General features: G+C 74.0%; 14 protein-coding genes. 6 read left to right on the plus strand and 8 right to left on the minus strand.

Features of this window, described 5'->3' with window-relative positions; all coding sequences use genetic code 11:
• Nucleotides 1–2 precede the first annotated feature (2 nt).
• Nucleotides 3–884 (minus strand): DUF58 domain-containing protein, encoded by an 882-nt coding sequence (locus ACWEPX_RS11620; protein WP_451897210.1) that lies wholly within the window; start codon nt 882–884, stop codon nt 3–5.
• Between the two features lie 50 nt (nt 885–934).
• Nucleotides 935–1,945: an AAA family ATPase gene (locus tag ACWEPX_RS11625; protein WP_451897057.1), complete on the minus strand. Its 1,011-nt coding sequence runs from the start codon at nt 1,943–1,945 to the stop codon at nt 935–937.
• Between the two features lie 119 nt (nt 1,946–2,064).
• Between ACWEPX_RS11625 and ACWEPX_RS11630 the strand changes: the two genes are divergently transcribed.
• Nucleotides 2,065–2,565: a beta-class carbonic anhydrase gene (locus ACWEPX_RS11630; RefSeq protein WP_451897058.1), complete on the plus strand. Its 501-nt coding sequence runs from the start codon at nt 2,065–2,067 to the stop codon at nt 2,563–2,565.
• Here ACWEPX_RS11630 and mobA read toward each other — a convergent pair.
• Entirely contained in the window at nt 2,562–3,095 is a 534-nt protein-coding gene (mobA, locus tag ACWEPX_RS11635) for a molybdenum cofactor guanylyltransferase (protein ID WP_451897059.1), read from the minus strand. The genes ACWEPX_RS11630 and mobA overlap by 4 nt on opposite strands.
• A gap of 199 nt (nt 3,096–3,294) precedes the next feature.
• On the opposite strand from mobA, the gene ACWEPX_RS11640 reads away from it, so the two are divergent.
• Together ACWEPX_RS11640 and ACWEPX_RS11645 are read left to right on the plus strand one after the other, a co-directional pair.
• Nucleotides 3,295–4,479: an FAD-dependent oxidoreductase gene (locus ACWEPX_RS11640; protein ID WP_451897060.1), complete on the plus strand. Its 1,185-nt coding sequence runs from the start codon at nt 3,295–3,297 to the stop codon at nt 4,477–4,479.
• A 58-nt stretch (nt 4,480–4,537) separates the two neighbouring features.
• On the plus strand, nt 4,538–4,660 hold the full coding sequence (locus tag ACWEPX_RS11645; protein WP_451897061.1) for a hypothetical protein: 123 nt from the start codon (nt 4,538–4,540) through the stop codon (nt 4,658–4,660).
• On the opposite strand, the gene ACWEPX_RS11650 is transcribed toward ACWEPX_RS11645, so the two are convergent.
• The gene (locus ACWEPX_RS11650; protein WP_451897062.1) at nt 4,657–5,991 is read right to left on the minus strand and encodes an MBL fold metallo-hydrolase; all 1,335 of its coding nucleotides are present in this window, start codon (nt 5,989–5,991) and stop codon (nt 4,657–4,659) included. The two genes, ACWEPX_RS11645 and ACWEPX_RS11650, sit on opposite strands and share 4 nt — an antisense overlap.
• A 72-nt stretch (nt 5,992–6,063) precedes the next feature.
• Between ACWEPX_RS11650 and ACWEPX_RS11655 the strand changes: the two genes are divergently transcribed.
• Nucleotides 6,064–6,822 carry a GntR family transcriptional regulator gene (locus ACWEPX_RS11655; protein ID WP_451897063.1) on the plus strand — a complete coding sequence of 253 codons (759 nt, stop codon included), beginning with the start codon at nt 6,064–6,066 and terminating at the stop codon, nt 6,820–6,822.
• Entirely contained in the window at nt 6,822–7,580 is a 759-nt protein-coding gene (locus ACWEPX_RS11660) for a sulfite exporter TauE/SafE family protein (RefSeq protein ID WP_451897064.1), read from the plus strand. The genes ACWEPX_RS11655 and ACWEPX_RS11660 overlap by 1 nt, the downstream gene beginning before the upstream one ends.
• On the opposite strand, the gene ACWEPX_RS11665 is transcribed toward ACWEPX_RS11660, so the two are convergent.
• The 3 genes from ACWEPX_RS11665 to ACWEPX_RS11675 form a co-directional block, all read right to left on the minus strand.
• Entirely contained in the window at nt 7,577–8,569 is a 993-nt protein-coding gene (locus ACWEPX_RS11665) for an LCP family protein (RefSeq protein ID WP_451897065.1), read from the minus strand. The two genes, ACWEPX_RS11660 and ACWEPX_RS11665, sit on opposite strands and share 4 nt — an antisense overlap.
• Complete coding sequence (locus ACWEPX_RS11670) at nt 8,566–9,066, minus strand: RNA polymerase sigma factor (protein WP_451897066.1); 501 nt, start codon at nt 9,064–9,066, stop codon at nt 8,566–8,568. The genes ACWEPX_RS11665 and ACWEPX_RS11670 overlap by 4 nt, the downstream gene beginning before the upstream one ends.
• 76 nt (nt 9,067–9,142) lie before the next feature.
• The gene (locus tag ACWEPX_RS11675) at nt 9,143–9,928 is read right to left on the minus strand and encodes a pentapeptide repeat-containing protein (RefSeq protein WP_451897067.1); all 786 of its coding nucleotides are present in this window, start codon (nt 9,926–9,928) and stop codon (nt 9,143–9,145) included.
• Between ACWEPX_RS11675 and ACWEPX_RS11680 the strand changes: the two genes are divergently transcribed.
• Nucleotides 9,927–10,805, plus strand: coding sequence for a hypothetical protein (locus ACWEPX_RS11680; protein ID WP_451897068.1), 879 nt, complete (start codon nt 9,927–9,929; stop codon nt 10,803–10,805). The two genes, ACWEPX_RS11675 and ACWEPX_RS11680, sit on opposite strands and share 2 nt — an antisense overlap.
• 3 nt (nt 10,806–10,808) lie before the next feature.
• Here the strand turns inward: ACWEPX_RS11680 and ACWEPX_RS11685 are convergent, their stop codons facing one another.
• Nucleotides 10,809–11,957 carry an aminotransferase-like domain-containing protein gene (locus ACWEPX_RS11685; RefSeq protein ID WP_451897069.1) on the minus strand — a complete coding sequence of 383 codons (1,149 nt, stop codon included), beginning with the start codon at nt 11,955–11,957 and terminating at the stop codon, nt 10,809–10,811.
• Nucleotides 11,958–12,007 lie beyond the last annotated feature (50 nt).

Genomic DNA, 12,007 nt, shown 5'->3' on the forward strand with positions numbered 1-12,007 from the left:
CGTCATGCCACGCCCCCCGACCAGCGGCGCTTGCGGGCGACCACGAACCGCACGGTGTCGGCGATCCAGTCCGAATCGGTCCGCAAGGTCAGGTGGGCCGCGCCCGCGCGGCGCAGGCAGGCGGCCACAGTGGACCTGTGCTCGGCCGCGGCCGCGGCGAACTCCTTGCGCAGCAACGCCGTCGCGGTCACCTCGCGCTGGCGGCCGGTCTCCGGGTCGGCCAGCACGACGCGGCCGACGTCGGGCAGCTCGACGTCGCGCGGGTCGACGACCTCGACGGCGACCAGCTCGTGGCGCAGCGACAGCGCGCGCAGCGGCCGCTGCCACTCGGTGCCGCCGAGGAAGTCCGAGACCACCACGGCCAGGCCGCGCCGCCGGGGCGGGCGGCGCAGCGCGTCGATGGCGGCGGCGAGGTCGCCGCGGACGCCCTCGCGCGGGCTCGGCGTCTCGGCCACCCGGCGCACCAGCCCGCGGGCGTGGGCGAGGCCGCCGCGCGCGGGCACCCGGATGGTCTGCTCGCCGGTGGCGATGAGCGCGCCGACCCGGTTGCCGCCGCCGCGGGTGAGGTGGGTGATGGCGGCCACGGCGGCCACCGCCAGGTCGCGCTTCAGGCAGGCCGCCGTGCCGAAGTCCAGCGACGCGGACAGGTCGACCACCAGCCAGGTCTCCAGCTCGCGGTCGGCCACGGTCTCGCGGATGTGCGGGGTGGTCGTGCGGGCGGTGACCGCCCAGTCCATCCGGCGCACGTCGTCGCCGGGCTGGTACGGCCGGGCCTCGCCGGGCTCGGAGCCGGGGCCGGGCACCAGGCCCAGGTGGTTGCCCTGGAGCAGGCCGTCGAGCCTGCGCCGCACGTCGATCTCCAGCAGCCGCAGCCCGGCCTCCATCCGGTCGCCGCGCAGGATGGGCGGCGCCCAGCCGGGTCGATCGCCCCGGGTCACGGCCTGCCCGCTGGCACCTGCGGCCGGGCCGAGACCTGCGGCAGCGGGACGGTCTGCAGCACGCGGGTGACCATGTGGTCGACGGGGACGCCGTCGGCGAGGGCGTCGTAGCTGAGCACCAGGCGGTGGCGCAGCACGTCCGGCACCACGTCGACCACGTCCTGGGGCAGCACGTAGTCGCGGCCGCGGACCAAGGCCAGCGCCCGGGCGGCGGCGATGATGCCGAGGCTGGCGCGCGGGGAGGCGCCGTAGGCGATCCAGCCCGCCACGTCGGTCAGGCCGTGCTCGGCCGGGGTGCGGGTGGCCAGCACGAGCCGGACGGTGTAGTCGACCAGCGCGTGGTGGACGAACACCCGGGAGGCGACCTGCTGCAGCCGGACCAGCTCGGCGGGGCTGAGCACCTGGTCGGGCACCGGGGGCTCGACGCCCATCCGGTAGACGATCTCGCGCTCCTCCTCGACCGTCGGGTACTCGACGATGATCTTGAAGAGGAACCGGTCGCGCTGGGCCTCCGGCAGCGGGTAGACGCCCTCGTTCTCGATCGGGTTCTGGGTGGCCAGCACCAGGAACGGGTCGGGCATCGGGAAGGTCTGGCCGCCGATGGACACGTGCCGCTCGGCCATCACCTCCAGCATCGCCGACTGCACCTTCGCCGGGGCGCGGTTGATCTCGTCGGCGAGCACGAAGTTGGCCACGACCGGGCCGAGCTCGACGTCGAAGCGCTCGGTGCCCTGCCGGTAGATGCGGGTGCCGAGGATGTCGGCGGGGACGAGGTCGGGGGTGAACTGCACGCGGGAGAACGAGCCGCCGACGACCTTGGCGAAGGTCTCCACGGCCAGCGTCTTGGCCACCCCGGGCACGCCCTCCAGCAGCAGGTGGCCCTTGGCGAGCAGCCCGACGAGCATGCGCTCCACCAGCCGGTCCTGCCCGACGATGACGCGCTTGACCTCGAACACGGTGCGTTCGAGCACCTGGGCGTCGTTGGCGGGCGTGGTCGGCTCGGTCACCGGGCGGTCCTCCTGTGGCTGGATACGGCGAACAGCCAACCCCACCACCGGTGTGAGCCCTGTGAAACGCGCCGATCGGGCGACTACCGACCGGGTGGCCCGCATCCGATACCCGGGGTATGACCATCATGAACGCCCTGGCGCCCGGCTTCCCGGCCGACCTGGCCGAGCACGGCGGCGTGCCGGACCGGCACCTGGCGGTCGTGGCCTGCATGGACGCGCGCATGGACATCTACCGCATCCTGGGCCTGGAGGCGGGCGACGCGCACGTCATCCGCAACGCGGGCGGCGTGGTGACCGCCGACGTGATCCGCTCGCTGGTGATCAGCCAGCGGGTGCTGGAGACCAGGTACATCGTGCTGGTGCACCACACCCGCTGCGGGATGCTGCACTTCCCCGAGGCCCGGTTCCGCGCCGACCTGGCGCAGGAGGTGCGCATGCGTCCGGAGTGGTCGGCCGACGGCTTCGACGACGTGGACGCCGATGTGCGCGAATCGATCCGGCGGATCGAGGTCAACCCGTTCCTGCCGCACAAGGAGCACGTGCTCGGCTACGTGTACGACGTGGACACCGAGCAGCTGCGGCTGGTGGCGCGCTCGGCGCAGCACGCCCGGCTCTAGCGCCAGCGGTCGAGGTCGGCCGGGGTGTCCAGATCGGACGAGGCGCCCGCGGTGTCGGGGACGCGGACGGGGTCGAGCGGGCCGAGGATGGCGTAGAGGCCGCGGCCCGGTCTGGCGACGGCGGCGCGCAGCACGTCTGTCCGCCATGCGCTGAACAACCACTGGTCACGCCCCTCGGCGTCGACCAGCACCGCGCCGGTCGCGTCCACCGCCTCCCGCACCGCGCGCACCGCCGCGCCGTCAACGGCGGGCAGATCGGCGGCGAGCAGGACGACCACCTCGGCGGTCACGGCTGACAGGCCCGCGGCGAGCGCGGCGACCGGCCCGGCCCCGGGCTCGGTCTCCCGCGTCCAGACGACGGGCCGCGCGGTAGGCCGCTGCGGCCCGACCACCACAACGGGGTCAGCACCGTCGACAGCCGCGACGACCCGGTCGAGCAGCGTCATCCCGCCGACGACCAACGCAGGCTTGTCGACCCCGCCAAGCCTGCTCCCCCGCCCACCAGCGAGGACGATCGCCGCCCAGGTCACGGCCCGAGCCTAGCGCCGCAGCGTGGTCGAACACGCCCACCGGAACGGACGACGGTTGCGACTGTCGGGCGCGACCGCGATTGCCCACGTCACTGGCCTGCTGGACCCGCCGACTGTGGCCACACGCGGTCGCGCATCCGCAGTCCTTGATCTTTCCACATAGTGAGACCTAATATGTCCGCACATTTAGGAGGCGATCATGGCGGACTCGTGGCACCGGATCGTGGTGGTGGGTGGGGGGACTGCGGGGATTGCGGTCGCGGCGCGGCTGCGGCGGGTGGGGCAGGCGGATGTCGCGGTGGTCGAGCCTGCGGAGACGCACTACTACCAACCGCTGTGGACGTTGGTCGGAGGTGGGCTTGCGGCTGCTGCGGAGAGCGCCCGGCCGCAGGCGTCGGTCATGCCGCGTGGGGTGACGTGGGTGCGGCGGGCGGCGGTGGGGGTCGATCCGGAGGCGCGTGAGGTGCAGTTGGACGACGGGTCGGCGGTGGGGTACGAGTACCTGGTCGTGTGCCCGGGCATCCAGCTCGACTGGGGTCGGGTCGAGGGGTTGGAGCAGGCGTTGGGGCGCGGGGGCGCATCCAGCAACTACCGGTTCGACCTCGCGCCGTTGACGTGGGAGAACATTCGCTCCCTCCGGTCGGGCACGGCGGTGTTCACGATGCCGTCCGGTCCGATCAAGTGCGCCGGGGCCCCGCAGAAGATCGCCTACCTGGCCGCCGACCACTGGCGGGCCGAAGGGGTGCTCGACAAGATCGATGTCCACCTGGTGCTGCCGACGCCCGCGGTGTTCGGCATCCCGGAGTTCGCCCGCGTCCTGGAGGGCGTGGTGCGGCGCTACGGCATCACCCTGCACCTGGAGAGCGAGGTCGTCGGGGTCGACGCCGACGCGCGCGAGGTGCGGATCGCGAGCCGGGGTGGGCAGACCACGTTGGGCTACGACCTGCTGCACGCCGTCCCGCCGCAGAGCGCGCCGGACTGGGTGAAGCGGTCACCGCTGGCGGGTGACAGCGGCTATGTCGAGATCGACCGGCACACGCTGCGCCACGTCCGCCACCCCGAGGTCTTCGCCCTGGGCGACGCCGGGTCCAGCCCCAACTCCAAGACCGGGGCCGCGGTGCGCAAGCAGGCGCCGGTCGTGGTGGCCAACCTGCTCGACGCGATGGCGGGCCGCCCGCCGAGGGCGCGGTACGACGGGTACGCCTCCTGCCCGCTGACCACCTCCCGGCGCACGATGCTGCTCGCCGAGTTCGACTACTCGATGACCCCCACGCCCTCGATCCCGTTCATCGACACGATCAAGGAGCGACGGGACATGTGGTACCTCAAGCGGTACGGGCTGCCCGCGCTGTACTGGAACCTGATGCTGCGCGGGCTGGCCTGAGCCGTCCCGCAGGGCGGGATCGCTTGCGGGCCGGGGTGGCCGGTGCTCGACTGGCGGGGTGAGCGCGGACACCGCCGAGCCCGAGACGGCGCCGGAGACCCGGACCGACGAGCCGGAGTCGCTGCTGGCCCGGATCGCCCGGCTGATCAGGACCGCCAACGAGCACGGCGTGCCGTTCTAGGCGACGAGGTCCACCGCGGCGGCGAAGTCGTCGTCGACCAGCACCACGTCGCGGCCCGAGCGGGCCAGCAGGCTCGCGGCGATCCCGGCGCGCATGCCCGCCGCGCAGTGCACCCACACCGGGCCCGCGGGCACCTCATCGATGCGGTCGAGCAGCGAGTGCAGCGGGATGTGCGCTGAGCCGGGGATGTGCGCGGCGGCGCGTTCGTCGTCGCGGCGCACGTCCAGGATGTGCACGCTGCCGCGCACCCGGGCCAGCTCGGCGAAGGTCGCCGTCGGGTAGGCGGCGACGTCCTCGGCCAGCTCGCCGGGCTGCCCGACGGCCGCGCCCGCGAGCCGGTCGATGCCGATGCGCACGAGCTGGCGCTGGGCGGCGGCGACCTGCTCGGCGCTCTCGCCGATCAGCGTCAGCGGGGCGCCCCACGGGATCAGCCAGCCCAGGTAGGTGGAGAACTTGTCGCCGAGGGCGATGCTGATGGTCCCGCCGATGTGCTCGGCGGCGTAGGCGGTGCGGTCGCGCAGGTCGACCACCCACTCCCCCGCCTGGATGCGCTTGCGCAGCTCCTCGGGGTCGACCGGGCGCGGCGGTGACAGGTCGGGCGCACCCGGGCCTTGCCGGTTGAGCGCGCTCATGTGGGCGTAGTAGCTGGGGTAGGCGGTCAGGCCCGCGACCAGCTTGGCGACGAAGGCGTCCTCGTCCGGCTCGACCAGCGCGTCGTTGCGGCGGCGCTCGGCGCCGATGGTGCTCGACGCGCCGGTGGCCGCCGAGCCCGACGAGCAGAAGCTGCCGAAGCCGTGCGTGGGGTAGACCGGCACGTCGTCGCCCAGCTCCGCGGCCAGCTTGCGGGCCGAGCGGAACTGCGCCCTGGCCAGCTCCTCGGTGCGGTCCGGGTCGACCAGGTCGGTGCGCCCGACGCCGCCGTAGAGCAGCGAGCCGCCGGTGAAGACCGCGGTCTCCCCGCCTGCGGTGACGACGTAGGACAGGTGGTGGTCGGTGTGGCCGGGCGTGGCCACGACGCGCACGGTCAGCGAGCCCGCGGTGCGCACGTCGCCGTCGACCACCGGGTCGCGCTCGAAGGACACGTCGTCGCCCGCGGCCACGAGGTAGGCCGCGCCGGTGCGCTGGGCCAGGGCGTAGCCGCCGGTCACGTAGTCGTTGTGGACGTGGGTCTCCACGACCAGCGCGCACCGCAGCCCGTCGCGGGCCAGCAGCGCCTCCACCCGGTCGATGTCGCGCTGCGGGTCGACCACCACCGCGGCCTCGCCGTCGTGGGCGAGGTAGGAGCGGTCGCCCAGCTCGGTCGTCTCGATGACCTCGACGGTGAGGCCCATGGGTCACCTCCGCTTGCTTGGCGTTCCCTAATGACCGTACATTAGGTAGCACCGATCTCAAAGGATGAGAGCATGGGCGTGACACCGCTGCGGCGCGACTCGGGCGAGGCGCTGTGGGTCCAGCTGCTCGCCGACCTGCGCAGGCGGGTCGCGGCGGGCGAGTTCGCCGACGGCTTCCCCGGCGAGCTGCCGATCGCCGACCAGTACGGGGTGAGCAGGCACACCGTGCGGCAGGCGCTGGCGCGGCTGCGCGGCGAGGGCACGGTCACCGCGGCCCGCGGCCGGGCGCCCAAGGTGCTGCCCTCCCCCGGCATCGAGCAGTCCCTCGGGACGCTCTACAGCCTCTTCGCCGCCGTCGAGGCGACGGGCGTGCCGCAGCGCAGCGTCGTGCAGGCCCTGGACACCCGCGCCGACGGCGTGGTCGCCGCGCGCCTGGGGCTGGAGGAGTCCACGCCGCTGGTCTACCTGGAGCGGCTGCGGCTGGCGGGCGACGAGCCGCTGGCCGTCGACCGCGCGTGGCTGCCTGCCGACCTCGCCGAACCCCTGCTGGAGGTCGACTTCACCCGCACCGCGCTGTACGAGCAGTACGCCCGGCTGTGCGGCGTGCACCTCACCGGCGGCCAGGAGCGCATCCGCGCCGTGCTGCCCACCCCGGGCGAGCGCGCCCTGCTCGACCTCGCCCACGACGTGCCCGCGCTGGCCATCGACCGGCTCGGCCGCGCGGGCGACCGGCCGGTCGAGTGGCGGCACACCGTCGTCCGCGGCGACCTGTTCAGCCTCACCGCCGACCTGCCGACCGCGGGCCACCGCCTCGACACCCGGCTGCGCTGATGCTCCTCCTGGCGGCGCCGCTCGGCGCGGTGATCGGCATCGTCGTCGGGGCGCTCGGCGGCGGTGGCGGCGTCCTCGCCGTGCCCGCCCTGGTCTACCTGCTCGGGCAGAGCGGCCAGGACGCCACCACCGGCAGCGTGATCATCGTCGGGCTGACCGCGATCGCGGGCGCCGCGGCGCGGCCCCGGGACCTGGACTGGCCGACCGCGGCGGTGTTCGGCCTCGTCGGCGGGCCTGCGGCCGTGCTGGGCACGCTGCTCAACCGCCAGGTCGACCAGTCGGTGCTGCTGCTGGCGTTCGCCGTGCTCACGGTGCTGGCGGCGGGCGCGATGCTGGTCGACACCCGCCGCCCCGAACCCGAGGCGCGGGCGGCCGTGGCCGTGCGGACCCGGGTGGGGGCCAAGGCGGTGGCCGCCGCCGTGCCGATCGGCTTCCTGACCGGGTTCCTCGGCGTCGGCGGCGGCTTCCTCGTCGTCCCCGCCCTGGTCATCGCCCTGCGCATGCCCATGCCCCGGGCGATCGGCACCTCGCTGCTCATCATCGCGATCAACGCGGTGACCTCGTTCACCGCCCGCGTCGGCGACCTGCACGTCGACTGGGCGGTGATCGCGCCGTTCACCCTCGCCGCGGTCATCGCGGCGCTGGCGGGCAAGCGGCTCACCGACCGGCTGCCCAGCCGCGCACTCGCCATCGCCTTCGCCGCGATGCTGGTGCTGGTCGGCGTGTTCACCGGGATCCAGAGCATCCTCAGCCTCTAGTTCACGCACCCGGGGGACGGCGCGTCGGACCCGCCTGCCGGTGGGGTGACCGTCGTGCCCGGGACGGGCGCGCCGGTGAAGAAGTCCGCGGTGAAGGCGCGGACCTGGGCCGGGTCGACGCGCAGGACCGCGATGCCGCCCTCGTCGCCGTTGGGGTCGGCGATCGGGATGGTGGCGATCCGCACCGGGCCGGTGGCGTCGGCGGCCAGGGACACCGGGCTCCAGCCGGGGTCGGTGGTCACCACGTCGGCCACGAGGGCGGTCAGGTCGGCGCGCTTGGCCGGGTCGGTCAGGACGGTGGTGACCAGCTCGTCCACCAGGGCGCGGGCGAAGGCCTGCTGGCGCGCCACGCGGTCGAGGTCGCCGTTGGGGAGGCCGTGGCGCTGGCGGACGAAGGCCAGGGCCTCCGCGCCGGAGATGCGCTGCTCGCCCGCCGGGAAGCGGGCGCCGGAGAACTCGTCGGACACCGCGGCCCGCAGGCACACCTCCACCCCGCCCACGGCGTCGGCCAGGCGCTGGAAGCCCGCCATGTCGACCGCCGCGTAGTGGTCCACCTCCTGGCCGGTCAGCTCCTCCACCGCGCCCACGACGCCCTCGGGACCCGCTTGGGCGTAGGCGGAGTTGAGCTTGCCCATGCCGTGGCCGGGGATCGCCACCCAGGCGTCGCGGGGCAGGGAGAGCACGTTCACCCGGCCCGCGTCGACGCGCACCAGCATGACGGTGTCGGCGCGGTCGCCGTCGGAGCCGATCACGACCACGTTCTGCGGGGCGCCCGGCGTCGCCGGGACGACCGGGGCCGTGGTCGCGTCGCGGCCCGCGACCAGGGGGATCACCACGGCGGCCACGGCGGCGGCCACCCCGACCGCGACCAGCGCGGCCAGGCCGGTGCGGCGCTTGCGGCCCGCGCGCAGGCGCTCGACCACCACGGAGCCGGGCACGGCCCGGCCTGCTTCGGCCGCCAGCGCGGCGCGGATGTCGTCCTCGGTCACCGGACCACCTCTCGGGCGGGTTCGGCCACGCGCAGCGCGCGCAGGGCTCGGGAGATCTGGGAGCGGACGGTCACCTCGGCGCAGTCGAGCACGGCGGCGATCTCGGCGTCGGTGTAGTCCTCGTAGTAGCGCAGCACCAGGGCCGCGCGCTGCTTGCGGGGCAGCGTGGCGATGCGGGCGCGCATGGCGTCGCGCTCGGCGTGGGCGCCCGCCAGGTCGTCGACCGGCGGCGACAGCGCGGCCATCACCTCGGGGGCGGCGGCGATGTCGCGGGCGGCGCGGCGGCGGCGCCACGACAGGTACTCGTTGGTGACCATCCGCTTGACGTAGAGGTAGGGCACGTCGGTCGCGGCTATCCGCGCCCAGCGGTTCTGGGCGCGCAGCAGCACCTCCTGGACGATGTCCTGCGCCAGATGGCGGTCGCAGCACAAGGCGGTGGCGTAGCGCAGCAGCCGGTCGATGCGCTCCACCACGAAGTCGTCGAACCCATCGGGCACGGTCCCTCCCACGTGGCTGGTCCAATCGGGCGGGAAACGCGCCGAGGCGGCCCGGCTGTTGCACGGGTGGGCCAGGTCACCCCCAGTGGGGCGGGCGGCTCCGGCCAGCGGGCAGGCGGGTGCGGGCGTCGCCCCGGGCCGCGGTCAGCTGCGGCTGGGTGACGAACAGGGCCGCCGACAGGTCCGCCCCGCGCAGGTCGGCGCCGCGCAGGTCGGCTCCGGTGAGGTCGGCCTTGGCGAGGTCGACCCCGCGCAGGTCCGCGCCCAGCAGCAGCGCCCCGCGCAGGGACGCGCCCGCGAGCGGGCGGCGGCGCAGGTCGCGCCCGATGAGGTCGGCGCCGGAGAGGTCCGGGCCGGAGCGGGCCATCGAGCTGGCCCGGCGCAGCAGCGCGACCGCGGCGCCGCGGTGCCGGTCGACGTCGACGCCCGGGTCGTCGGCCGCTTTGTCCACTTCGTCCCGCATGCGGGCGAGATCGCCGTGCAGCGGGCGGGTTTCCGGCAGCGCGAGGGCTTCGGTCAGGTACCACAGGAGCTCGTGCAGGGCGCGGACCTTGGGGAAGGCGGCGAACATCGGGCCCGCGGCCGCGGGGTCGCGCCAGTCCGGGCCGGTCGAGACGCGCTGGCCCGCGCCGAAGCAGTCGTAGACCGCGCAGCCCGTGTAGCCGCTGCCGCGGAGGCGGTCATGGATGCCGCAGCGGAAGTCGGCGAGCAGGTTCGCGCACGGGGTGCCCGCCGGTTTGTCGGCGGCGAAGTCGGCGGACTTGGGGAACGGGAGCGCGACGCAGCACAGCCCGTAGCACCGGGCGCAGTCGCCGTGGAGTTCCCGCACGGGCCCCAGGCTAGCCCCTAGCCTGGCGGGCATGGACTTCAGCAACCGGACCGCCTGGTCGCGGATGCCCGGGATCAACCGGGTGAACAAGGAGCGGGCCCAGCTGGCGCACGAGCGCGGCTGGCGCTTCGCCGAGGAGGCCCCCGCCCTCCTCGACCGCTGGCCCGTCCTCCCCTTCACCCAGCGCGGCGACATGCGCATGGCCTACGGCGCCCTCAGCGGAGTCTGCGACGGCCTCCCCTTCACCGTGTTCGACTTCATCCGCCGCGACCGCGTCATCAACATGCAGGCGATGGGCATGACGCTCAACAAGCACCACGACTTCCGCACCGACTCGATCTGGGCGGCGACCCTGCCAGCGCCGATGCCGTTCTTCCAGATCACCTCCAAGAACGAGGTCTACGCCGACGTCGACCACCACCCCCACCCGACGACCGGCGACCGCAAGTTCGACCGCCGCCACCGGCTGGTGGACACCGACCCGCAGGTGGCCGCGCAGATCCTGACGCCGCCGCTGGTCGCCTTCCTCCGGGAGGCCGAGGTGGGCACGTGGTCGCTGGTGGGGAATGAGCTGGTGCACGCGGAGATGGTCGTGCTGGCGGGCACGACCCCTGCGAAGGTGCTGGCGACCCTGGCAAAGCTGGCCCACCTGGTGTTGTACCTGCCGAGGCACTTCGCGGCCCCGCAGCAGGCTCATCCGCAGCCGTACCCGCCGCAGGGGTACGCAGCGCCACAGGGGTACCCGGCGCCGCATCCCCAGCAGGGGTATCCGGCAGCGCATCCGCAGCAGGGATACCCGGGGCCGTACCCGCAGCAGCCGTATCCGTACCCCGGTCCGCCGCACCCGCAGCAGCACCCGCCCGCCCACCCGGCACCGCCGGGGCCGTTCCAGCAGCCGGGCTACTACTGATCCCTACAGCAGCGCGGCGAGACGGGTGAGGCCTTGGGTGATCTTGTCTTCGGACAAGCCCGAGAAGTTGAGGCGGGCGTGGTTGGGTTCGGGGGTGGTGGGGAAGAAGCTGGCCCCGGGGACGTAGGTGACGCGGGCGGTGGGGAGGGCCTTGTCGCGCATGAAGGCGGTGGTGTCGAAGCCCTCGGGGAAGGTGAGCCAGGTGAACAGGCCGCCGGTGGGGGTGGTGAAGCGGACGGTGTCGGGGAAGGTGTCGGCCAGCGTCTTGAGCATGAGGTCGCGCTTGCCGCGGTAGACGTCGCGGACTTCGGCGATGTGGGCGTCGATGTCGTGGCGGTCCAGGTAGCGGCTGGCGGCGGCCATGTTGAGGGTGCCGGACTGGGTGTCGGCGGCGAGCTTGAGCAGGGTCAGCTTGTCCAGCAGCTGCGGGGCGGCGACCGCCCAGCCCAGGCGCAGGCCGGGGGCGAGGATCTTGGAGAAGCTGCCCAGGTGCAGCACCCGGCCCTCGGTGTCCAGGCTCTTGAGCGTCGGCAGCGCCACGCCGTCGTAGCGCAGCGCCCGGTACGGCGTGTCCTCCACGACCAGCAGGTCGAAGCGGTTGGCCAGCTCGATCAGCCGCCGCCTGCGCTCCAGGCTCATCGTGACGCCCGTGGGGTTCTGGAAGTCCGGGACGGTGTAGAGCAGCTTGGCGCGCGGGGACCGGCGCAGCACGCGCTCCAGGTCGTCGGTGTCCATGCCGTCGTCGTCCATGCGGACCGGCGCATACGTCGGCTGGAAGGGGTTGAACGCGATCAGCGCGCCGAGGAAGGTCGGGTTCTCGGTGATGACGGTGTCGCCCGCGTCGAGCATCAGCTTGCCCACCAGGTCGAGCCCCTGCTGCGCGCCCTGGATGATCAGCACGTCGTCGGCGCCGCAGGCGATGCCGTCGCGGGCGAGCCGCGCGGCGACGTGCTCGCGCAGCGGGAGCAGGCCGTTGGACGGGCAGTACTGCAGCGCGGCGGGGTCCTCGGCGAGCAGGTCGGCGTAGACCGCGCGCAGCTCGGCCATCGGGAACAGCGCCGGGTCCGGGTAGCCGCCGCCGAAGGAGATGATCTCCGGGTCGGCCCCGTGGCGCAGCAGGTCGCGGATCGCCGACGGGCCCACCCGACTCATCCGGTCTGCGTACCGCACAACCCCTCCTCGCAACTGCCCGGTCAATCCCG

The sequence above is a fragment of the Actinokineospora sp. NPDC004072 genome (genome assembly GCF_053604195.1).

Bases quoted from the DNA above. Each gene is read 5' to 3' on its own strand.
- ACWEPX_RS11650 (WP_451897062.1), bottom strand. From the start codon at position 5,991: ATGGGCCTCACCGTCGAGGTCATCGAGACGACCGAGCTGGGCGACCGC.
- ACWEPX_RS11655 (WP_451897063.1), top strand. From the start codon at position 6,064: ATGGGCGTGACACCGCTGCGGCGCGACTCGGGCGAGGCGCTGTGGGTC.
- ACWEPX_RS11640 (WP_451897060.1), top strand. From the start codon at position 3,295: ATGGCGGACTCGTGGCACCGGATCGTGGTGGTGGGTGGGGGGACTGCG.
- ACWEPX_RS11630 (WP_451897058.1), top strand. From the start codon at position 2,065: ATGACCATCATGAACGCCCTGGCGCCCGGCTTCCCGGCCGACCTGGCC.
- ACWEPX_RS11685 (WP_451897069.1), bottom strand. From the start codon at position 11,957: ATGAGTCGGGTGGGCCCGTCGGCGATCCGCGACCTGCTGCGCCACGGG.
- ACWEPX_RS11675 (WP_451897067.1), bottom strand. From the start codon at position 9,928: ATGCCCGCCAGGCTAGGGGCTAGCCTGGGGCCCGTGCGGGAACTCCAC.
- ACWEPX_RS11620 (WP_451897210.1), bottom strand. From the start codon at position 884: ATGGAGGCCGGGCTGCGGCTGCTGGAGATCGACGTGCGGCGCAGGCTC.
- ACWEPX_RS11660 (WP_451897064.1), top strand. From the start codon at position 6,822: ATGCTCCTCCTGGCGGCGCCGCTCGGCGCGGTGATCGGCATCGTCGTC.
- ACWEPX_RS11680 (WP_451897068.1), top strand. From the start codon at position 9,927: ATGGACTTCAGCAACCGGACCGCCTGGTCGCGGATGCCCGGGATCAAC.